At 72.1% G+C, this 20,397-nt stretch carries 20 protein-coding genes; 10 read left to right on the top strand and 10 right to left on the bottom strand.

What is annotated here, in order from left to right; all coding sequences use genetic code 11:
- Window positions 1-24: 24 nt before the first annotated feature.
- Complete coding sequence (locus tag FHS29_RS05810) at window positions 25-867, bottom strand: aminodeoxychorismate lyase (protein WP_184689012.1); 843 nt, start codon at window positions 865-867, stop codon at window positions 25-27.
- A 34-nt stretch (window positions 868-901) separates the two neighbouring features.
- Between FHS29_RS05810 and FHS29_RS05805 the strand changes: the two genes are divergently transcribed.
- The 5 genes from FHS29_RS05805 (at window position 902) to FHS29_RS05785 (ending at window position 5,545) form a co-directional block, all read left to right on the top strand.
- On the top strand, window positions 902-1,333 hold the full coding sequence (locus FHS29_RS05805) for a Fur family transcriptional regulator (RefSeq protein WP_184689010.1): 432 nt from the start codon (window positions 902-904) through the stop codon (window positions 1,331-1,333).
- On the top strand, window positions 1,333-2,424 hold the full coding sequence (gene ygfZ, locus FHS29_RS05800; RefSeq protein ID WP_184689008.1) for a CAF17-like 4Fe-4S cluster assembly/insertion protein YgfZ: 1,092 nt from the start codon (window positions 1,333-1,335) through the stop codon (window positions 2,422-2,424). Before FHS29_RS05805 ends, ygfZ begins: the two co-directional genes overlap by 1 nt.
- Window positions 2,425-2,509: 85 nt before the next feature.
- Complete coding sequence (locus tag FHS29_RS05795; RefSeq protein ID WP_184689006.1) at window positions 2,510-3,358, top strand: beta-keto acid cleavage family enzyme; 849 nt, start codon at window positions 2,510-2,512, stop codon at window positions 3,356-3,358.
- Window positions 3,359-3,418: 60 nt separating this feature from the next.
- Window positions 3,419-4,000, top strand: coding sequence for an RsiG family protein (locus FHS29_RS05790; RefSeq protein WP_184689005.1), 582 nt, complete (start codon window positions 3,419-3,421; stop codon window positions 3,998-4,000).
- Between the two features lie 375 nt (window positions 4,001-4,375).
- A complete protein-coding gene (locus FHS29_RS05785) occupies window positions 4,376-5,545 on the top strand; it encodes an MFS transporter (protein ID WP_221455469.1) in 1,170 nt (389 codons plus the stop codon).
- Window positions 5,546-5,966: 421 nt separating this feature from the next.
- On the opposite strand, the gene FHS29_RS05780 is transcribed toward FHS29_RS05785, so the two are convergent.
- Window positions 5,967-6,848, bottom strand: a complete 882-nt coding sequence (locus tag FHS29_RS05780; protein ID WP_184689003.1) for a DUF8083 family protein — start codon at window positions 6,846-6,848, stop codon at window positions 5,967-5,969.
- Window positions 6,849-7,010: 162 nt separating this feature from the next.
- Between FHS29_RS05780 and FHS29_RS05775 the strand changes: the two genes are divergently transcribed.
- Window positions 7,011-7,193, top strand: a complete 183-nt coding sequence (locus FHS29_RS05775) for a DUF3073 domain-containing protein (RefSeq protein ID WP_184689001.1) — start codon at window positions 7,011-7,013, stop codon at window positions 7,191-7,193.
- A gap of 71 nt (window positions 7,194-7,264) precedes the next feature.
- Here the strand turns inward: FHS29_RS05775 and FHS29_RS05770 are convergent, their stop codons facing one another.
- Entirely contained in the window at window positions 7,265-8,329 is a 1,065-nt protein-coding gene (locus tag FHS29_RS05770) for an NADH:flavin oxidoreductase/NADH oxidase (protein WP_184689000.1), read from the bottom strand.
- A gap of 347 nt (window positions 8,330-8,676) precedes the next feature.
- Between FHS29_RS05770 and FHS29_RS05765 the strand changes: the two genes are divergently transcribed.
- From FHS29_RS05765 to FHS29_RS38065, 4 genes are all read left to right on the top strand, one after another.
- The gene (locus FHS29_RS05765) at window positions 8,677-9,363 is read left to right on the top strand and encodes a Crp/Fnr family transcriptional regulator (protein ID WP_246439993.1); all 687 of its coding nucleotides are present in this window, start codon (window positions 8,677-8,679) and stop codon (window positions 9,361-9,363) included.
- Between the two features lie 110 nt (window positions 9,364-9,473).
- Window positions 9,474-10,271, top strand: coding sequence for a hypothetical protein (locus tag FHS29_RS05760; RefSeq protein ID WP_184688997.1), 798 nt, complete (start codon window positions 9,474-9,476; stop codon window positions 10,269-10,271).
- A gap of 11 nt (window positions 10,272-10,282) precedes the next feature.
- Window positions 10,283-10,681, top strand: a complete 399-nt coding sequence (locus FHS29_RS05755) for a hypothetical protein (RefSeq protein ID WP_184688995.1) — start codon at window positions 10,283-10,285, stop codon at window positions 10,679-10,681.
- On the top strand, window positions 10,678-12,918 hold the full coding sequence (locus FHS29_RS38065) for a tetratricopeptide repeat protein (RefSeq protein ID WP_184688993.1): 2,241 nt from the start codon (window positions 10,678-10,680) through the stop codon (window positions 12,916-12,918). Before FHS29_RS05755 ends, FHS29_RS38065 begins: the two co-directional genes overlap by 4 nt.
- Here FHS29_RS38065 and iolD read toward each other — a convergent pair.
- From iolD to FHS29_RS05715, 7 genes are read right to left on the bottom strand one after another with little or no spacing between them, the layout of a single operon-like run.
- Window positions 12,909-14,759 carry a 3D-(3,5/4)-trihydroxycyclohexane-1,2-dione acylhydrolase (decyclizing) gene (gene iolD, locus FHS29_RS05745; protein WP_184688991.1) on the bottom strand — a complete coding sequence of 617 codons (1,851 nt, stop codon included), beginning with the start codon at window positions 14,757-14,759 and terminating at the stop codon, window positions 12,909-12,911. The genes FHS29_RS38065 and iolD overlap by 10 nt on opposite strands.
- On the bottom strand, window positions 14,756-15,640 hold the full coding sequence (gene iolB, locus FHS29_RS05740) for a 5-deoxy-glucuronate isomerase (RefSeq protein WP_184688990.1): 885 nt from the start codon (window positions 15,638-15,640) through the stop codon (window positions 14,756-14,758). The genes iolD and iolB overlap by 4 nt, the downstream gene beginning before the upstream one ends.
- The gene (locus FHS29_RS05735) at window positions 15,637-16,572 is read right to left on the bottom strand and encodes a Cgl0159 family (beta/alpha)8-fold protein (protein WP_184688988.1); all 936 of its coding nucleotides are present in this window, start codon (window positions 16,570-16,572) and stop codon (window positions 15,637-15,639) included. The genes iolB and FHS29_RS05735 overlap by 4 nt, the downstream gene beginning before the upstream one ends.
- A 52-nt stretch (window positions 16,573-16,624) precedes the next feature.
- Entirely contained in the window at window positions 16,625-17,557 is a 933-nt protein-coding gene (iolC, locus tag FHS29_RS05730) for a 5-dehydro-2-deoxygluconokinase (protein ID WP_184688986.1), read from the bottom strand.
- The gene (locus FHS29_RS05725; protein ID WP_184688985.1) at window positions 17,554-18,351 is read right to left on the bottom strand and encodes an ATP-binding cassette domain-containing protein; all 798 of its coding nucleotides are present in this window, start codon (window positions 18,349-18,351) and stop codon (window positions 17,554-17,556) included. The genes iolC and FHS29_RS05725 overlap by 4 nt, the downstream gene beginning before the upstream one ends.
- Entirely contained in the window at window positions 18,348-19,388 is a 1,041-nt protein-coding gene (locus FHS29_RS05720; protein ID WP_184688983.1) for an ABC transporter permease, read from the bottom strand. Before FHS29_RS05720 ends, FHS29_RS05725 begins: the two co-directional genes overlap by 4 nt.
- A complete protein-coding gene (locus tag FHS29_RS05715) occupies window positions 19,388-20,380 on the bottom strand; it encodes a sugar ABC transporter substrate-binding protein (protein WP_184688982.1) in 993 nt (330 codons plus the stop codon). The genes FHS29_RS05720 and FHS29_RS05715 overlap by 1 nt, the downstream gene beginning before the upstream one ends.
- Between the last annotated feature and the right edge of the window lie 17 nt (window positions 20,381-20,397).

Raw genomic sequence — 20,397 nt, 5'->3', positions numbered from 1 at the left:
CAGCGTTTCCGCCGGTATTCGGACTCAGTACTCCGACTCGTAGAGGTCCACGAGTTCTTCGTGCAATTCCGTGGAATCCGGCAAAGACTTACCGTCCAACGTGTGCACGCGGGTGATCTTGCGGACGCTGGACACCAGGAAAACGCCGTCCGCCTCGTACAGGTCGTCCACCGCGATCGGCTCGACCCGCACCGCCCACCCCTCCCGGGTGGCGGCGCGGAACAGCGCGGCCTGCGTCGTGCCGGGCAGGATGCCCAGGGTGGACGGCGGCGTGGTCAGCGTCCGGCCCCGCACCATGATCAGCGTCGACGTCGGGCCCTCCAGCACGGAGCCGGACGAGGTGGTGAACACGACCTCGGACGCACCCCGCCGTTCGGCCTCCCGCAGTGCCGCCATGTTGACCGCGTACGACAGCGACTTCGCGCCCAGCAGCAGCCACGGCGCGCGCTCGGCCAACCCCGGTTCGATGCCCCGGTCCAGGGTGACCGCGGCCAGGCCGTCGGCGCGCTGGCCGATCACCTTCGCCGGGATGTCCATGCCCAGCGCGAACCCGGTCGGCGTGCCGTCGCCGCCTTCCACGCCGCGCGTGAAGACCAGCTTGAGCGCGACCTCCCGCCCGCCGGTCCAGTTGTCCAGCACCAGGCTGACCGCGCGCTCGAACGCGGCCCGGTCCGGCTCGGGCAGGTCCATCATGGCCGCCGACCGGGCCAGCCGGTCCAGGTGCGGATCCAGCTCCCTCGGCTTGCCGTCCACGACGAGGATCGTCTCGAAGACACCGTCGCCGCGCAGGAGTCCGAGGTCGTCGACCCGCACCAGCGGGGCGTCCGGATCGGCGAGCGTTCCATCCAGTAGTGCGAGCACGCGCATACCGTGAGACTACTCACGGCCTACCATCGGATTCGTGGACACCGCGAGCGGCCCGAAGGCCCTGCGCAAGACCCTGCACGACCGCGGCATGAGGATGACGCCCCAGCGCCAGCTCGTGCTGGACGCGGTGCGCGAGCTCGGGCACGCGACGCCGGAGCAGATCTGCCAGCGGGTGCAGGTCACGGCCCCTACCGTGAACATCACGACGATCTACCGGACGCTGGACCTGCTCGACCGGCTGGGCATGGTGCGGCACACGCACCTGGGCCACGGCGCGCCCAACTACTCGGTCGACGAGCACGAGCACGTGCACCTGGTGTGCCACCGTTGTGGCCAGGTGGACGAGGTGCCGTGCGAAACCCTCTCGCCCCTGGCCGGAACACTCCGGGACGAGTACGGGTTCGAACTGGATGCAAGCCACCTCGCGCTGTCCGGCACCTGCCGAGACTGCTTGAAGGAGAACTAGTGAGCTCACCGCTGCTGGCCAAGCCCGGAGCCGTCGCACCGTTCGAGGGGTCCGTCGACCAGGGGGTGCCCTGGCACTTCGGCGACCCGTTCGCGGAGCAACGGTCGGCGGCGCGGTCGGTCGCGGTGTTCGACCGGTCCCACCGGGCGGTCGTCGCGGTGCCCGGCGACGACCGGCTGACCTGGCTGCACTCGCTGACCAGCCAGCACTTCGAGGCGCTGGGCGAGGACCGGGGCAGCGAGGCGCTGATCCTGGACGTGCACGGGCGGGTCGAGCACCACGCCGTGGTGGCGAACACCGGCGGCACCGTCTACCTGGACACCGAGGCGGCCACCGCCGGGCCGCTGCTCGCCTACCTGACCAAGATGGTCTTCTGGTCCAAGGTCGAGCCGCGCGACGCGACGTCCGAGCTGGCCGTGCTGTCCGTGGTCGGACCGGAGGTCGCCGGGCTGTTCGCCAAGCTGGACGTGCCGCTGCCGGAGGTCTCGGGCGTCACCGCCCTGCCCGGCGGCGGGTTCGTCCGCCGGATGCCGTGGCCCGGCCACGACGCGGCCGACCTGGTGGTGCCGCGCGGGTCGTTGGCGCAGTGGTGGCAGCGGCTGACCGACGGGGGCGCCCGTCCGGCCGGGAGCTGGGCGTTCGAGGCGCTGCGGGTCGAGTCCCTGCGGGCCCGGCTGGGCGTGGACACCGACGAGAAGACCATCCCGCACGAGGTGAACTGGATCGGCTCGGCCGTCCACCTGGACAAGGGCTGCTACCGGGGCCAGGAGACGGTGTCGAAGGTGCACAACGTCGGCCGGCCGCCCCGGCGGATGCTGCTGCTGCACCTGGACGGGACGCGCGAGGTCCAGCCGGAGACCGGCGACCCGGTGCTGGCCGGCGACCGGGTGGTGGGCCGGGTCGGGTCCGTCGCCCTGCACCACGAGCTGGGACCGATCGCGCTGGCGCTGGTCAAGCGGTCCGTGCCGGTGGAGACCGAGCTGGTCGTGGGCGACGAGGACCGGCGCGTGCAGGCGTCCGTGGACCCGGACTCGGTGCCGCCGGACACCCCCGGCCTGGGCCGGGAGGCCGCCCGCAACCTCGGGCGGTAGCGCCCGGCCGGGTGAACTCGGCGGAAAAGCCCGGGCCGGCCGACTGAGACGCCGAACGGGCCGCGTTCTGTGCCAGGATCACGACATGTCCCGACCCGGTTCCCACGGCACGCTGCTCACCGTCGCCCCCACCGGGGCCGAGCACGCCAAGGCCGACGTACCGCAGCTGCCGGTCACCCTGGACGAGCTGGTCGCCACCGCCGAGGCCTGCGAGCGGGTCGGCGCGGCGATGGTGCACGTCCACGTCCGCGGCGAGGACACCCGTCCGACCCTGGACCTGGGGCGGCTCAAGGACACCGTGCAGGCGTTGCGCGAACGGACGAACCTGGTCGTGCAGCTGTCCACCGGGGGCGCGGTGACCGATCCCGAGGCGGACCGGCTGCGCGTGCTGGACGCCCTGCCCGACTCGGCGTCCTGCACCATGGGGACGGTGAACTTCGGCGAGGACGTCTTCCTGAACCGGTGGGAGTTCGTGGTCGCGCTGCACCGGACGATGCAGGAACGCGGGATCGTGCCCGAGTACGAGATCTTCGACCTCGGGCAGCTCGCCTCGCTGCACCGGCTGCTCGACAAGCACGGCCTGCCCGCGGGCGGGAAGGTGCACGTCGACCTGGTGATGGGCGTGCCGGGCGGGATGCCCGGCGACGTGGAGACGCTGGTCGCGGCGCTGCGGCTGCTGCCCGAGGGCGCGTCGTTCTCGGCGACCGGGGTGGGCCGGACGTCCCTGCCGGTGCTGCTGGCCGCGCTGAGCGCCGGCGGGCACCTGCGGGTCGGCATGGAGGACACCATCACCTACGCCAAGGGGCAGCCGGTCCGGGACAACGCCCAGCTGGTGGCACGTGCGGCGGGGCTGGCGAAGATCGCCCAGCGACCGCCGCTGTCCCCGGGCGAGGCGCGCGAGCTACTCGGCGTGCGCAGTCCGGTACAGGTTTGAAACAACTTTGGAAGCAGGTTTGTGTTGGCGGGTGGGCAGGAACTACCTCAGGATGAGTACGTGATCGAGGTGCGTCCTGGCGGGCGCCGCCGAATCGACCGGGTGCTCGCCCCCGACTACGCGGAGGGGGTCGAGCGGCTCCCGCTCGCCGAGGTGCGGGCGTTGCGCGACGAAGCGGCGCAGGAGGAGACCGACCTGTCGTACCTCCGGCGGCTGCTGCACGCGCGGATCGACATCGTGCGGGCCGAGCAGGCGCGGCGCACCGACGGCGGTTCGGCGGTGGTCGACCAGCTGGCGACGATCCTCGCGTCGAACGCGGTGGGGCCGGCGACCGGGCTGGGGCGGTACCAGACGCAGGAGCCGTCGCGGGCCGAGGCGCACCGGCGGCACGTCGAGGCGTTGGTGTCGGACGTCGACCTGTCGGACGTGAGTTCGCTGTCGGACGACAAGCTGGACCTGGCGCTGCGGACGTTCGTGAACGAGGAGGCTTCGGTCTCCGGGCGGCGGCGCGAGGTGCAGGTCGTGGTGGACCGGCTGAACGCGGAGATCGCGGGGCGGTACCAGAACGGCAGCGCTTCGGTGGACGAGCTGCTGGCGGCCGAACGCGGCTGGCCCACGAACCCCGGTCGCACCAAGGGCTGAACCCTTCCCTTCTTCCAGGCCCTTCGTCTTCCCCCACCGGGTACTCCGTCCGCCCCGGCGGTCCTCGGTCATGCGGGTCCTCCGCCCCGCTGGTCCTCCGTCCTTCTCGCTGGTCCTCCGTCCTTCTCGCTGGTCCTCCGTCCTTCTCGCTGGTCCTCCGTCCTTCTCGCTGGTCCTCCGTCCCTCGCTCGCGCCGCCCCGACCGGCCTCATGATCACCCAATCGTGATCTTGCTCCCGTTCGAACTCGTGTTCGACAATTGAGCGGTCACAACCGGGGCAGTGCGTACCGACGAGGAGGTGATCAGCCCTGGACGATGTACCAACACCTGGGATGACCCTCCCAAATCCTGAGCGGTCGCCCTAGCGTGCAGGCATGGGGTACCGCTGGGTGGTTCTGGCCGTGGGTGCGCTGGCACAAGGCACCAATGCGGCGGTGTTCCTCGGGCTCCCGGCGATCACCCCCCACCTGCGCGAGCACTTCGACCTGACACTGCCCCAGGTCGGGTTGCTGCTGGGCGCCGTCAACCTGGGCACGATGCTGACCCTCGTCCCGTGGGGCGTGGCCGCCGACCGCAGAGGCGAACGCCTGGTCATGACCATCGGCGGCGTAGGTGCGGCAGCGTGCCTGGCGCTGGCGGCCATGGACGGGCCGGTGGTGGCGGGCCTGGCCTTGGTCGGGGTGGGCCTGTTCGGGGCGAGCGTCAACGCGGCGAGCGGCCGCGCCGTGTTGACGTGGTTCCCGGCGGACCGCCGCGGCCTGGCCATGGGCATCCGCCAGACCGCGACCCCACTGGGCGCAGCACTGGCGGCCGCGGTGCTGCCGTTGGTGGCGGTCACGGCGGGCGTGCCGACCGCGTTCCTGGCGCTGGCCGGGTTCACGGCGTTCGTGGCGACAGCGGTAGCCGTCCTGGTGCGGGAACCACCGGGCGCGGTCCGTGCCGCTCACGGCCACGGGGTCATCCTCACCGACCGCAACCTGATCCGCCTCAGCGCGGCCAGCGGCCTGCTGGTGGTACCCCAGTTCACCGCTGCCGCGCTGATGGTGGAACTCCTGCACGACCACCGGGGCGTGGCGGTGGGGGCGGCGGCGGGCCTGTTCGCGGTGGCCCAGGTGCTGGGCGGCCTCGGCAGGCTCGGCGTGGGCGTCTGGTCCGACCGGGTCCGCGACCGGGTGGGTCCGCTCAAGACGCTGAGCGTGGTCATCGCGGTGGGCTTCGTCCTGTGCGCGGTCCTGGACCAGGCTCCGATCGGGCTGTTGGCCGGCGTCCTGATCCCGACCGCCGCCCTGGCCCTGTGCTGGAACGGCCTGGCGGTGACGGCCGCCGCCGAGCTGGCCCCGGAGGGCAGCAGCGGCACCGCCCTGGGTATGCAGAACACGGCGAACTACCTCAGCGCCACCGTCACCCCGGCCCTGGCCGGGTGGGTGGCGGTGACCTTCGGGTGGCCCGCGGCCCTGCTGCTGGCAGCGGCGAGCGCCACCGCCGCCCGCCTCCTGCTGGCCCCGGCCTTCACGCCACGCCACCTGGCGACCCGGTTCGGATAACGACACCGGTGAAATCCCGCCGGCCGGACAGCCTCGGGCCACCGCACGGCCTCGGCACAGTCCGGGCCGGGGCGTCCCCTGCCCGAGCGTCCTCGGCCGGGTATTGCCGGCCGGGCATGCTCGGTCGGGCGGTCCCGGCGGGGCGGTCCGGCGGGGCGTTCTCGGCTGGACGTCCTGGGCCGGGCGTTCCCGGCCGGGCATTCCCGGCTGCGTTCCGGCCGGGGCGTCCTCGGCTGGGCATTCCCGGCTGCGTTCCGGCTGGAGTTTCCGGCTGGGTTCCGACTGGGGCGTTGTCGGCCCTTGCCTGCCCGGACGTCCTCAGCTGTGCGTATCCCCGGGTTGTGGCGCCCGTTTGTGAGGGGCCGGCCGTAAGGCACTCGTTGTGACCTCGCGAGCCGCAGGGCGCCGGCTGTGGCGTTCGCTAGCCGTGGCGTTCGCGGCGGGCCAGTTCGCCCCAGAACTCGCGGAGCCGTTCGTAGCGGAGGGCGACTTCCTCGGCGTCGCCTTCTTCCAGGGCGTCGACGATCGCGTTCACGTCCTGGGCGGACGCGTCCTCCAGCAGGTCCTTGTCCTCGATGAGCTGCACGAGGCCGCCGTAGTCCAGCTCGACCGCCGAGTCGGGCGCGAAGTGGTCCAGCCAGCGGCCGGTGTCCGCCAGCACCTTCGCGGGGCCCGCGTCGCCCAGTGCGCGGGACACGACCTTCCGCGCTCGGGCCACCCGGTGCCGTGCGTCCGCCATCGACGCCCGCCAGGACACCTGGCGCTCCGGGTCGTCCCGCGGTGCCAGGACGATCCGGCGGGCGTCCGGGTCGACCAGGGCGAACCAGGGCAGCGGCACGGTCCACGTGGCCGAGATGACGTGGACCGCCCCGCCGGTCAGTTCCGCCATGACGGCCGAGGCGCGCGACCTGATGGTCTCCGGCTGCACGGACAGGGCGGCGTCCTGCAGCGGGCCGGTGGAGGTGGCGAGGAAGCCGACCAGGGCTGCCGCGGACCTCTGCCGGAGGTCCAGCGGGCACACCAGCGGACCGGGGCCGACGTCGCCGGGGACTTCGGCCGGGCTGATGGTCATCACGTCGAGCGGCGTGTCGGGTGCGACACGCCCGTCCGCGCGCTCGCCGGGCAGCAGACGGGGCGGCCGGGCCAGTTGTGATCGCAGCCACAGCTCCCGCTCGCGGACGCCGGCGTCCGCTCGGCTCAGGGGGCCCGCTTCCAGGGCTTTCCGCACCTGGAGCGCCAACGGTGCGTCAAGAGCCGACAGCGGTTCGTACACCCTGAGGTAGGCGACGAACGGTCGAGGCACCCGCGCATCCTCCCATGCGGAGAATTGGCGGCACGTGTCACGCCTACCGCGTCGCGAGGAACCCCTTCGACACGGTACGGTAGTTACCAGGAACTAGTTGTCGAGACGAGTGGGGCCGCCGTTCCCCCGGCCGCCCCCGTCCCTGTGCGAGGGGGTCGAGCCATGGGGCGCGGCCGAGCGAAGGCCAAGCAGACGAAGGTGGCGCGGGAGTTGAAGTACAGCTCTCACAACACCGACTTTGACGCCTTGCAACGCGAGCTGTCCGGCGATTCCGACGGCGGAAGTCGTAGCGATGAACGCTACGACGAGCCATCGGACGACGAGTACGACGACTACCGTCGCTGAAGCAACACATCACCCGCTGACGAGGTTGGGCTGCCGGTTCCGCACCGGCAGCCCGACCTTTGAAGCGGGTCCTAGAACGCCCTGGCGTACTGCTTCGGCGGAGTTACCCGAGCCCCGAGCTCCTTGGCCGCGTGCCAGGGCCAGTAGGGGTCTCTCAGCAGCTCCCGCGCGAGCAGCACCAGGTCGGCCGAGCCGTCCGCGAGGATCTCCTCCGCCTGGCGCGCCTCGGTGATCATGCCGACTGCCCCCACGGGCACGTCGGCCTTCTGCCGTACCGTCTTGGCGAACGGCACCTGGTAGCCCGGTCCGACCGGGATGTCCGCCTTGGGCACGTTGCCGCCGGTCGACACGTCGATCAGGTCCGCGCCCACGGCGGTCAGGTCGCGGGCGAGTGCGACGCTGTCCTCCGCCGTCCAGCCGCCGTCGACCCAGTCGGTGGCGGAGATGCGCACGAGCACCGGCACGTCCTCACCCACCGCCTCGCGGACGGCGGCGGTCACCTCGCGCGCGATCCGGGTGCGGTTGGCCAGGGAACCCCCGTAGCCGTCGGTTCGTTGGTTGCTCAACGGCGACAGGAACTCGTGCAGCAGGTAACCGTGTGCGGCGTGCACCTCGACGACGTCGAAGCCGGCGGCGACCGCCCGCCGGGCGGCGGCGGCGAAGTCCGCCACGACCTGCGCGATGCCCGCCTCGTCCAGCTCGGTCGGCACCCGGTACGTCTCGCTGAATGGGACGGCACTGGGCGCGACCGGGGTCCAGCCGCCTTCTTCGTCGGACACGCCGCCGTGCTCGGGCGCGAACGGCGGGTGGGTGGAGGCCTTGCGGCCGGCGTGGGCGAGTTGCACGCCGGGCACCGCTCCGTGGGCCCGGATGAACGCGGTGATGGGGCGCCACGCTTCGATGTGGGCGTCGTCCCACAGTCCGGTGTCCGCGGGTGAGATCCGACCGACCGCCTGAACGGCGGTCGCCTCCGAGAGGACCAGGCCGGCGCCACCCACAGCACGCGAGCCGAGGTGAACCAGGTGCCATTCGTCGGGGAAGCCGTCCCGAGCGGAGTACTGGCACATCGGGCTGACGGCGATCCGGTTCGGCAGCGTGACCGAACGGAGGGTCAGCGGGCTGAACAGCGCACTCACATGCGTCTCCTCGGGTGGTTCCGGTACGACAACGGGTCCTTCGGGCCCTTCGACAGGTCCAAGGTCCCGGATCGGACAGGTTGTTCCCCACGTGACGACCGTCCCACCGCACGGGAGCAGCACAATTCCATTCGATTCGGTATTGCGCGTGCATTAGCACGTGATCTTGAATGGGGGGTCGGTACGCAAAACGCTCGGCAAGACGGGTCAGTTACGCCCATTCGGGTGTACTGTCCGCAGCACGTTCGGGGAGACCATCACTTGCCGCCCGACGCAGGTCGGCTCGAATTCCAGTTCCCGCCGGTCACGACAGTAACAGGATCCACATGCTGCCCATGCCGACCACGATGACACAGGATCCAGGGTGGCCCAGCAACAGTCTGCTGGGTCGCCTCCGCGACAACACCCGACAAGAACTGCTGAGCATCGGCACGGTCGTGCGGTACACGGCCGACCGGGAGGTCATCGAGCAGGACGCGAAAGACACTCACGTCCTCTTGCTGCTCGAAGGCGTGGTGAAGGTGCAGACCACCGACGAGACGGGCGACACCGCCCTGCTCGCGATCCGCGTCGCGGGCGACCTGGTGGGCGAGATGGCGGCGCTGGACCAGAAGCCGCGCTCGGCCACCGTCGTGACGTGCGGCGACGTGGTGGCGAAGCTGATCACCAGCGGCGAGCTGATGGGCTTCCTGCACCGGCGCAACGACGTGTTCGTGGAATTGATCGGGATGATCAACGACCGGCTCCGCTGGGCGAACCAGCGCCGCCGCGATTTCCTGTCCCACCCCGCCGCCGAACGGGTGGCCCGAGTGCTCGCCGAATTGGTGCAGACGTACGGCCGAGAGGAGACCGCGGGCTGGACGCTGGGAATTCCGCTCACCAAGGTCGAGCTCGCCTCCATCGCCGGGATGAAGCCCCGGACGGCGGAGAAGGCGTTCAGCGATCTGCGGAAAGCGGGGGTGGTGGTCAGCCACCTGCGCCGTGACGTGCTCGTGCCCGACCTGGACAGCTTGCGGAAATTCGCGGGGATCTGAGGGCGAAGCCGCAGTTTTGCGGCATTCGCCCCGGTGCAGTACTCCACAGTGGCTCTGCACTTCGAGATGCCCACGGCAGCGCAACCGCTCCACGTCGAAAGGCCGAGTCCATGAGTCCTGCCACCTTCCGGCGCAGTCTGCTGGTCTGCTGCGACCTGAGGCGCTACGGCGCGGCTGACGACCAACTCCAGCGCGAGCTCCAGGAGCTGCTGGTCCGCTGCCTGGACCGGGCGGGCGCGGCGGCCGGGCTGGACCGGTCCACGTGGCACCGCCAGGCCAAGGGCGACGAGGAGTGGGCCGTCCTGCCGCCGAACGCACCGGAACACGTGGTCGTCGACGGCTACGTCCGCGCGCTCAACGCGGAACTGACGTCGGCCAACCGCTACCGGGTGCCCGAGGCCCGCGCCCGGATGCGACTCGCCATCCACCACGGCGCGGTGGTGGATGGCGCGAACGGGTTCCCCGGCCAGGATTCCGTGCTGGTCTCCCGGCTGCTCAACAGCAAACCCGCGCACCTCGCGCTGGAGGAGTTCCCGGACGCGGACTTGGTCGTGGTGCTGTCCGAGATCGTGTACTCCACCCTCGTGCTGGCCGGCCACACCACGCTGCGCCCCGCCGACTTCCGCCGGGTCGAGGTGGTGGAGAAGACGTTCCACGGCCACGGCTGGATGTGGATCCCGAACGGGGACGTCCACGCGTTGGACCTGGCCGACCCACCGGCCGCGGGGCAGGCACCGGCGGTGAACCAGCGCGCCGTCGCGAGCGGCAACTCGACGGTCATCCAGGCCGGGCGGGACGCGCACGTGCCGACCTGGCAGCGTGCCGACATGATCCAGAACTTCGAACGCAACGACCAGCGCGGCTCGCACTTCGGCCCGGGCTTCCGCAAGGGCGGCGATGCCGATTGAGAGGACCTGAGGTGCGCGAGGAACCGCTCCGGATGCTCGCCGGCGCCGTCGCGAGCGCGTTGGCCAAGGCGGTCGACACGGAGCTGTGGGCGGACCTGCGGGCCGGGGTGGCGGGCGTGCTCGCACCGACGCTGTTCGACCTGGTCAGCGCGCGACTGGACGACGCGCGCAGCCGAGTCGTGGCCGCACCCCCGGTGCGGCTGGAACAGGCGCGCGCCGAGTTCACCACGGAGTGGCGCGGCTCGATCCACACCATGCTGTGGCAGCAGCCCGAGGCGGCGGCGTCGCTGCGCGAGGTGCTGAACGCGGTGAGCCCGGCCCTGCCCAGGGTGGCGGGCGAGGGCGGCGTGGTGCAGCACGTCGCGGCGTACTCGATCCACCAGGCCGGCCAGGACATCACCTTGCGGTGATCCCAGCAGGCCACGGGACCTGGAACACCCACCGCAACACCGTCGGCGGCGACGTCCACGGTCCCGTGATCCAGGCACGGGACGTCCACCTGACCAGACCGGCGCCCACCGCACTGGCAGGCCTGCCGCCGCTCGACGGCACGTTCACCGGCCGCGCCGGTGATCTGGCGCGCCTGGAAGCCCTGCTCGCCCCGGGCGGGCGAGACGCCGGGCAGCCACCCGACGACGCCCCGCCCGCGACCCGGCGCTCCGCCGACCCATCGGCCGGTGCGGGCACGGCCGACCCGGGCACCAGCGACGCGGGCACGGCCAACCTGGGAGCCATCGGCGCGGGCGCAGCCAACCCGGGCACCAGCGGCGCAGACACGGCCGGCACCGGTACCGCCAACCCAGGCACGGTCGGGGCAGGCACGGCCGGCTCGGACATCGCCGGCGCGGACAGCCGGCCGGTGCTGGTGTCGGCGGTGGCCGGGTTGGCCGGGGTGGGCAAGACGACGTTGGCGGTGCGGGCGGCGCACCGGTTTCCCGGCGGGGTGCTGTTCACAGACCTGCGGGGGTACTCCGCCGATCCGGTCCGGCCCGCCGAGGCGCTCGCCGTGTTCCTGCACGCCCTCGGGGTGCCCGCCGAGCACATCCCGCCCGACGTCGCGGGCCGCACCAACCTCTACCGCTCGGTCCTGGCCACCCGGCCCGACCCGCTGCTGGTGCTGCTCGACAACGCCGCCACCGCCGACCAGGTCCGCCCCCTGCTGCCCGGCAACGGTGCGCACCGCGTGCTGATCACCAGCCGCGAGCTGCTCGGCGAGCTGAACGCCCGCCAGGTCCCGCTCGACGTCCTGCCGCCCGACGAGGCCGAAGCCCTGGTCGTCAACGCCGTCCGCGCCCGCAACCCGCACCGCCCGGTCGACGGGCCGCTGACCGAGCTCGCCGACCTCTGCGGCCGGCTGCCGCTCGCCCTCGGCATCGCCGCCGCGCTGCTCGCGGAGGACGCCGACCTGTCGGTGGCCGGGCTGGTCGACCTGCTCGGCGACGCGACGAACCGGCTGGACGAACTCGACTACGCCGGCGACTACGCGGTGCGGGCCGCGTTCGACCTGTCCTACCGGCGGATGCCGGAACCGGCCCGGCGGATGTTCCGGCTGCTCTCGCTCAACCCCGGTCCGCACGTCGGTGTCGCGGCGGCGGCTGCGCTCGCCGACCTGCCGCCGTCCCGGGCGAAGCGCCTGCTCACCACGCTGCGCCGGGCGCACATGGTGGAGTCCGCCGGCGCCGGCCGGGTGAGGTTCCACGACCTGCTGCGGATCTACGCCGCCGAGTGCCGGCTGCGCGAGGAGCCCGACCGGGCCGCCCTGGACCGCCTGCTGGACCACTACCTGCGGCTGGCCCGCGACGAGCAGCCCTGGTCGGCGCAGCTCGAACAGGAGCGCCCGAACCTGGTCGCCGCCGCCGACCTCGCCAACGACGCGCTCGTGGTGGACCTGGCTCTCGCGCTGCGCGGGTTCTTCGGATTCCGCAACCACTGGGGTGACGGCGAGCGGGTGTGCCGACGTGCCCTGGACGCGGCGCGGCGGCTGGGTCAGCGGCAGGACGAGGGCGAGCTGTCCAACTGGCTGGCGATGCTCGCGCTGGACCTGCGCCGCCCCGACGACGCCAGCGAGCACGCCGAACGCGCGCTCGCCATCCACCGCGGGGCCGGCTACCGGCGCGGTGTGGCGGTAGCGGTCACCAACCTCGCGGACTGCGCGGTCGGCGGGCACGACTTCTCCCGGGCGGCGGACCTCTACCGGGAAGCGCTGCACGCGTTCCGAGAGTCGGACGACCGGTACTGGATGGCGACGGTGCTCAACCGCCTCGGCGAGTTGAACTGCCGTCGGCTCGAGCACGAGGCGGCGGGGGCGAACTTCCGCGCCGCGCTGTGGCAGTTCCGCGCCTTGGGCCTGCACCACGACGAGGCCAGGGTGATCGCCAACCTCGGGGTGCTCCGGCTGCACCTCGGCGACCTGGCCGAGGCGCGGCAGTTCTCACTGCGCGCGTTGGAGATCTTCCGCGACTCGGGTGACGAGCAGGCCACCGCCAGGGTGCTGCTCAACCTGGGCATCCTGTACGACCGGGTCCGGCTGACCGATCAGGCGTGCGCGTACTGGACCGAGGCGCGGGAGAAGTTCCTCGGGTTGGGTGACGTGACCTCCGCGGGCCAGCTGGAGCGGTGGCTCGCCGACGTACGGCGTCAGAGGTAGCGGACCTGGCGTCGCCTGCCCGCCTGGACCTCGGCGTGGGCGGTCGCTATCGCGGGGCGGTGGGAGACCTCCGGGACGCCCACCTCCCACCACGCGCCGGCTTCGGTCCACGACGACGGATGCGTGCGGACCACCACGACGGCCGGGCGGCGTTCGGACTTCGCGGCCTCACGCGCCCGGTGGTAGGCGTCGGACAGGTCGGTCAGGCTGTCCGCCGGGAAGACCGCACAGCCCAACGAGGCCGCGTGGCCGGCGAAGTCGGTCCGGGGCGGCCGGTCGTGTGCGGTAAGACAGTCTTCGTACAGATTGTTGAAGCCCACACCGCCTTGGCCGGTCTGGAGTCGGTGGATGACCGCGTAGCCGTCGTTGTCGCAGACCACCGCGACGAAGCCGTGTCCGGCGAACGCCGCCGAGAACAGCTCCGAGTTCGACATCAGGTAGGAACCGTCGCCGAGCAGGGTCGTCACCACGCCCTCGGGGCGGGCGATCGCCGCTCCCCAGGCCCCCGCCAGCTCGTACCCCATGCACGAGAAGCCGTACTCGACGTCCATGGTGGACTCGCCGACCGCACGCCAGCCGCCGATCAACTCGCCGGGCAACCCTCCGGACGCGGTCATCACGTAGTCCTCGGGCCCGCTGGCCTCGTTGACCACGCCCACCACCTGCGCGTAGGTCGGCAGGTCGGACGTGGCGGCGCGCAGGCCGGAGATGTGCGCGTCCCAGCGTTCCCGCTCCGCCCGCGCCCGCGCGGACCACGCCGGGTCGGTCCGCCACCCGCCCAGCGGGTCGGCCAGCTCGCGCAACGCCTCGTCGGCGTCGCCCACCACGGACAGCGCCCCGTGCTTCACGGCGTCGAACCGGGCCGCGTTCACCGACACCAACCGGACATCGCGCCGGAAGACCGTCCACGACGCCGTGGTGAAGTCCTGCAACCTGGTCCCGACCGCCAGCACGACGTCGGCTTCCGCCGCCAGCACGTTCGCCGACGCGGAACCGGTGACGCCGAGCGGTCCGGCGTGCAGCGGGTGGTCATGGGGCACGAGGGTGCGCCCGGCGGTGGTCTCCACGACCGGGATGCCGTGCTGTTCGGCGAACCGCAGCGCCCGACCGGCCGCGCCGGAGTACCGCACGCCGCCGCCCAGCACCAGCAACGGCCTCCGCGACGCGCGCACGACGTCGGCGGCGGCGCCGAGCGAGCGGACGTCGGGGCGCAGCCGCGGCGGGCGGTGCAGGACGGGGGCGAACAGGGCGTCCGGGTAGTCGTACGACTCGGCCTGCACGTCCTGCGGCAGCGCCAGCACCACCGGCCCGCAGTCGGCCGGGTCGGTGAGGACCCTCGCGACCTGCGGCAGGGTCGCCATCAGCTGCTCGGGCCTGGTGATCCGGTCGAAGTACCGGCTCACCGCGCGGAACGCGTCGTTGGCGGTCGTGGACGGGTCGCCGAAGTGCTCGACCTGTTGCAGCACCGGGTCCGGCGCACGACCGACGAACGTGTCGCCGGGCAGCAACAGCAGCGGCAGGCGGTTCGCGTGCGCCACCCCGGCGGCGGTCACCATGTTCAGCGCGCCGGGACCGATGGACGAGGTCGCGACGCCCACCTGTCGGCGGTGGGTGGCCTTGCCGATGCCGACCGCCGCGAGCGCCATGCCCTGCTCATTGTGCCCGCGCCACACCGGCAAGTCGGCCCGCACCTCTTCCAGGGCGTTGCCGAGCCCCAGCACGTTGCCGTGCCCGAAGATCGCGAAAACCCCCGGGAACAGGGGACCTTCGCGGCCGTCCGGGAGTTCGGCGCGCTGCGCGAGCAGCCAGCGGACCAGCGCCTGCGCCGTGGTCAGCCTCATCGCGCCCGTCCTCCGGCGGTCGTCACCGGACAGCGCGGGTCGGGTTCCTGTGCCGTCCAGCCGTCCCGGACCCAGGTGTGCGCCGGGTCGTCGCAGAACGCCATCGACCGCTCCGCACCGGGACCGGCCAGGACGTTCAGGTAGTACATCGGGTAGCCGGGAGCGGCTACGCACGGACCGTGATATCCGCGTGGGATGAGGAAGACATCGCCGTCGCGGACGACCACGTCCTCGTCGATCGTCCCGTCGTCGGTGTAGGTGCGGTGGAAGCCGAAGCCTTCGCGGGACGGGGTGACGCCGTCGCGACCGGCGATCCGGAAGTAGTAGACCTCCTCGTTCACCACCCGGCAGGTGTCGTCGTGCTTGTGCGGCGGGTAGGACGACCAGTTGCCGTCCGGGGTGATCAGCTCGCACGCGATGAGCTTGTCCGCGTGGTCCCACACTCCCGGCACGCCGAAGTTGGTGACCTGCCTGGTCGCACTGCCCGCTCCACGCACCTCGACCGGCACGTCCGGCGCGGGGCCGTACCTCGGGGCGAGCCGGTCGGCGCAGCGGGCCATCGGCAGCGCCACCTCGACACCATCCTTTGTGGACAGTGTGACGACCGCGTCCCTCGGCACGTACGCGAAGTCGGTGACGCGGGTGAACACCGAGTCGCGCCCCTCCAACGTGAACCGCTCGCCGTCCACCTCGACCGCGCACCCACCGGACAGCGGCAGCACGAACGCTTCGAACCCGCCCGTCTCGATGGTCCGCGACTGTCCGGGGTGCAGGAGCAGGACACGCAGCCCGGTGTGCTCCCAGCCCGCGTCGGACGGCATCAGTTCGACCGCGTTCTCGCCGTCGGACAACGTGCCGAGCGGCCGGTGCAGGTTCGTCACGCGCTCGTCCCCCTCGCGGTGCGCAGGACCTCGGCGGCGGCTTCGACGGCCTTGGCCACGTCACCGTCCGGCGGGTAGAGCAGGGCGCGGCCGACCACCAGTCCGCGCACGGTCGGGTGCCGCAACGAACGCCCCCAAGACGCCATATCGTCCTCGGGCCGGTCCGACGGCACGCCACCGAGCACCAGGGCGGGCAACGTGGTCGCGTCCAGCACCTCGTCCGGCGCCGCGGGCAGCTTGAGCCACGTGTACGCGGAGGTCACGCCCAGCCCGGCGGCCACGCTTCCCGCACGGGCCAACGCGGTGGCGTCCCTGCGCGGCACCAGGTCGCCGGCGGCGTCGCGTTCGTAGGGCAGCGGTTCGACCATCGCCATCAGGCCGCGCTCGGCCAGCGCGGACACGGCGGCGGCGCAGCTCTCCAGGGTCGGGATGGTGCCCGCGTCCGAGTCGACCAGGCGCAGCAGCATCTTCCCGCCGTCCAGGCCGTTGCCCGCGATGGCGGTCGGGTCGTAGGCGGTGAACCGGTCGTCGATCTCCCAGTCCGCGCCCGCCAGGCCGCCCCGGTTCATCGAGCCGATGACGACCCGGTCGTGCAGTCCGTCGAGCAGCAGCAGTTCCTCGATCACGTCCGGTGTGCCGAGCACCCCGTCCACCGCCGGGTCGGCCAACGCGGTGAGCAGCCGGTCCAGCAGCGAGCGCCGGTCGGCCATCGCGAGCGGGTCGCCGCTCACCCCGATCGCACCGCGCGCCGGGTGGTCGGCGGCGACCAGGAACAACGTGCCCTGGTCGGACAGCAGCCGCTCCCGCCGGCGCCGGGCGAGGTAGGCCCGGCGCACCGCGCCGGGATCGCTCGCCCTCGTGTTCAACAGTCCCCACCACTGCTCATCGCTGATCACGAGAACCCGCCCGTCCTGATCGTCGTGTCGCTCCATCGCCGCACCACCGCCGGATTGCCGAACCGCCGGGTCGGCAACCCCCGCGTCCTCACAGCAGGGCCTCGATCTCGTCCGGGGTGGGCATGGCGTCCGCGCAGGCCAGGCGGGAGGCGACCAGGGCACCGGCGACGTTGGCGTACCGGGCGATCCGCACCGGATCCCAGCCCGCGAGCAGCCCGTGCGCCAGGGCTCCACCGAACGCATCGCCCGCGCCGAGTCCGCACACCACCTCCACCGGGTGCGGCGGCACGGTCCACGAGCCCTCCGGTGTCGCCACCAGCACGCCCTCCGGACCCTTCTTGACCAGCGCCAACGCCACGCCGCGAGCGAGCAGCCGGCGCGCGGCCTCGTCCGGATCGGCGGTGCCTACGGCGATCTCCACCTCGGTGCGGTTGCCCACCGCGACCGTCACGTGGTCGAGCAGCCGACCGATCTCACGACGCGCACTGTCCACATCGGACCAGAACATCGGGCGGTAGTCCAAGTCCAGCACCGTGTGCGTCCGCCGTCCGCGGTGCGCCAGCAGTTCGCGCTGCGTCGCGCGGGCGGGTTCGGCGCACACGCCGGTCCCGGTGACCCACAGCAGCGGCACGTCCGCCACCAAGTCCCACGGCACATCGGACTCGTCCAGCGTCAAGTCGGGCGCGATGGGTGCTCGGTAGAACAGCAGGGGCGGGTCCTCGGGCGGGTCCAAGGCGCAGAACACCACGGGCGTCCGCAAACCCTCCGCGGTGCCGACGAACTCCGGTGACACGCCGAACGAAGCGAGCGCGGACCGGACGTACGGCCCGAACCCGTCCGGCCCGACCTTGGTCAGCACGGCCGACCGCCGCCCCAGCCGTGCCGCCGCGACCGCGACGTTGGTCGCCGTCCCGCCCAGCGACTTGGCGAACGTGCGCACCTGCGCCAGCGGCACGCCGCTCTGCTCGGGGTACAGGTCCACCCCGACCCGCCCGACGGTGAGCACGTCCAGCTCGGTCATCCGGCGTCGCCCCGCAGCTCGTGCGCCGGCGCCTCCAGCTCCGCGCCGCCCGCCATCTGCCGGGTCAGCTCGGCCAGGCTGATGTCCGCCTTCCGGTGGCAGCCCAGCGCCCGTCCCCGCTTGAGCAGCAGGAACCGGTCGCCCACCGGGTAGGCGTGGTGCGGGTTGTGGGTGATCAGCACGACGCCGAGCCCGCGGTCCCGGGCCCGCGCCACGTACTTGAGCACCACCCCGGCCTGCTTCACGCCCAGCGCGGCGGTCGGCTCGTCCAGGATCAGCACCTTCGCCCCGAAGTGCACGGCCCGCGCGATCGCCACGCACTGCCGCTCACCACCGGACAGCGTGCCCACCGGCTGCTCCACGTCCCGCAGGTCGATGCCCATCCCCGCCAACGCCTCCCGCGTCACCGAGCGGCCCTTGCGGCGGTCCAGGAACCGGAACGGCCCGAAGCCGACGGTCGGCTCGGAACCGAGGAAGAAGTTGCGCCACACGCTCATCAGCGGCACCACGGCCAGGTCCTGGTACACGGTCGCGATGCCGTGGTCCAACGCCTCGCGCGGCGAGGAGAACCGGATCTCCCGGCCCTCCGACAGCAACGAGCCGCGGTCGTGCTGGTGCACACCCGCCAGGATCTTGATCAGCGTCGACTTGCCCGCCCCGTTGTCACCCAGCACGCAGGTGACCTCACCCGCGCGGACCACGGTCGACACGTCCCGCAAGGCGATGACGCTGCCGTAGGTCTTGCCGATGTCCTTGACTTCGAGCAGGGTCCGAGCGCCCTCCGGGGAAGTCATCGCCGCACCCTTTCCGCCCTGCGCCGCAAGGCGTTGTTGACCAGCACGGCGGCCAGCAGCATCACGCCGAGGAACAGCTGGAACCAGTCGCTGTCCCAGTTCGCGTAGACGATGCCCTGCCGCGCCATGCCGAAGATCAGCGCGCCGATCGCCGCACCCACCGCCGACCCGAACCCGCCGGTGAGCAGGCAGCCGCCGATCACGGCCGCGATGATGAACTGGAACTCCAACCCGATGCCCTGGTTGGCCTGGACGCTGGTGAACCGCAGGATGTTGATCGACCCGACCAGCCAGGCCGCGCCCGCCGTCGTCATGAACAGCAGCACCTTCGTGCGCACCACCGGCACACCGACCGCGCGCGACGTGGCCGCCGCACCGCCGACCGCGAAGATCCAGTTGCCGAACCTGGTGCGCATTAACAGGGTCGACGCCACCGCGGTGAACAGCACCCACCAGACGATCGACACGTAGAACGACGTGCCGCCGAGCGAGAACGTCGAGGCGAACAGGAAACCCGCCGACTCGTACCCGGCCGTCGACCGCATCCCGGACACCTGGACGGTGCCGGTGACCAGCCGCGTGATGCCGAGGTTCAAGCCCTGCAGGGCGAGGAACGTGCCGAGGGTGACGATGAAGCTGGGCAGTCCGGTCCGCACCACCAGCCAGCCGTTCAGCGCCCCCACGGCCAGCGCGAACGCCAGCGAGACGGCCAGCGCGAGCCAGACGTTCCAGCCGAGCCGGGTGGCGAGGATGGCCGTGACCAGCGCGGTGGACGCGGTCAGCACGCCGGCGGACAGGTCGAACTCGCCACCGATCATGAGCAGCGCCACCGCCACCGCCACGATGCCCAGCGTGGACGCGTCGTCCAGCCAGGTCGCCACCCCGCCGACGCTCAGGAACTGCTCGGTCACCACCGAGAAGAACACGAACACCAGCAGCGCGCCGAGCAGGCTGCCGATCTCCGGGCGGACCACCAGCCGGTCCGACCACCTGGGCGCACCGACCCGTTCGTCCGGATCCGCCCCGGCCACGGCCATCACCTGGTACCACGCTCGGCGTACTCGGCCACCTTGTCCACATTGGACTTGTCGACGAATCCGGGCCCGGTGAGCACCGGCTTGCCGCCACCGACGGTGTTCGCGTTGTCGCGGTACAGCTTGAGCATCACCACCGGCAGGTACCCCTGCTCGTACTGCTGCTGGTCCACGGCGAACAGCACGTCACCGGCCTTGATCGCGTCCGTCACGTCCGCGTTGAGGTCGAACGCAGCCACCGACGCCTTCGCCGACGCGCCCTTGACCGCGTTCACCGAGCTGACCGCGACCTGCGGGTTGAGCGCGAGCACCGCGTCCACCGACGAGTCGGTCTGCAACGCGCCCTTGATGCGGGCTTCCACGTCGGTCGGGTTGTTGATGTCGACCTGGAGGTTGGTCACCGTGCCGCCGAACCCGACCTTCGCACCGTCGCACCGCCGGCTGAGGCCGACGTTGCCCGCCTCGTGGATCACGCACAGCAGCTTGGTCTTCCCGGCCGCCTTGAGCTTCCGGCCCGCCTCCTCGCCCGCGACCCCCTCCTCCTGGCCGACGTGCGCCAAGGCGCCGAACGACGCGCTGCGGTCGCCGCCGGAGTTGATGGTGACGACCGGGATCCCGGCCGCGACCGCCTTCTCGACGGACGTCTTCAGCGCGTCCGGGTTGGCCATCGACACCACCAGGCCGCCGACCTTCTGCGACACCGCGTTGTCGATCAGCGTGGCCTGCCGGCCGGGGTCGCCGTCGGAGTTGTAGTCCACCGTGACGCCGAGCTGCCTGCCCGCGTCGGTGGCGCCGTTCTTCACCACGTTCCAGAACGCGTCGCCGGCGGTGCCGTGCGAGATCACCGCGACCCGCAGGTCACCGGTGGGCCGCACGGCCGCGGTGCCGGTGTTCGGGGTCTGGTCGGTCGCACCGGGACCACTGCACGCGGCCACCGCCGCGACCGCCGCGACCGCGAGGCCCACACGCACTTTCTTGGAGCGGACGGACGTCATCGTCTCTCCTCGCCGGG

Origin of the sequence: Saccharothrix tamanrassetensis, from assembly GCF_014203665.1 — a bacterium.
In the GTDB taxonomy this organism is placed as follows: Bacteria; Actinomycetota; Actinomycetes; order Mycobacteriales; family Pseudonocardiaceae; genus Actinosynnema; species Actinosynnema tamanrassetense.
The sequence above is the reverse complement of the archived record's forward strand: the minus strand, read 5'-3'. Positions and strand labels throughout refer to the sequence as shown.

What these genes read in the sequence shown, in the direction of transcription:
- FHS29_RS05765 (WP_246439993.1), top strand. Translation starts at nt 8,677, where the DNA reads ATGACACAGGATCCAGGGTGGCCCAGCAACAGTCTGCTGGGTCGCCTC.
- FHS29_RS05720 (WP_184688983.1), bottom strand. Translation starts at nt 19,388, where the DNA reads ATGGCCGTGGCCGGGGCGGATCCGGACGAACGGGTCGGTGCGCCCAGG.
- FHS29_RS05810 (WP_184689012.1), bottom strand. Translation starts at nt 867, where the DNA reads ATGCGCGTGCTCGCACTACTGGATGGAACGCTCGCCGATCCGGACGCC.
- FHS29_RS05735 (WP_184688988.1), bottom strand. Translation starts at nt 16,572, where the DNA reads ATGGAGCGACACGACGATCAGGACGGGCGGGTTCTCGTGATCAGCGAT.
- FHS29_RS05715 (WP_184688982.1), bottom strand. Translation starts at nt 20,380, where the DNA reads ATGACGTCCGTCCGCTCCAAGAAAGTGCGTGTGGGCCTCGCGGTCGCG.
- iolD (WP_184688991.1), bottom strand. Translation starts at nt 14,759, where the DNA reads ATGAGGCTGACCACGGCGCAGGCGCTGGTCCGCTGGCTGCTCGCGCAG.
- FHS29_RS05725 (WP_184688985.1), bottom strand. Translation starts at nt 18,351, where the DNA reads ATGACTTCCCCGGAGGGCGCTCGGACCCTGCTCGAAGTCAAGGACATC.
- FHS29_RS05795 (WP_184689006.1), top strand. Translation starts at nt 2,510, where the DNA reads ATGTCCCGACCCGGTTCCCACGGCACGCTGCTCACCGTCGCCCCCACC.
- FHS29_RS05760 (WP_184688997.1), top strand. Translation starts at nt 9,474, where the DNA reads ATGAGTCCTGCCACCTTCCGGCGCAGTCTGCTGGTCTGCTGCGACCTG.
- FHS29_RS05775 (WP_184689001.1), top strand. Translation starts at nt 7,011, where the DNA reads ATGGGGCGCGGCCGAGCGAAGGCCAAGCAGACGAAGGTGGCGCGGGAG.
- FHS29_RS05785 (WP_221455469.1), top strand. Translation starts at nt 4,376, where the DNA reads ATGGGGTACCGCTGGGTGGTTCTGGCCGTGGGTGCGCTGGCACAAGGC.
- iolC (WP_184688986.1), bottom strand. Translation starts at nt 17,557, where the DNA reads ATGACCGAGCTGGACGTGCTCACCGTCGGGCGGGTCGGGGTGGACCTG.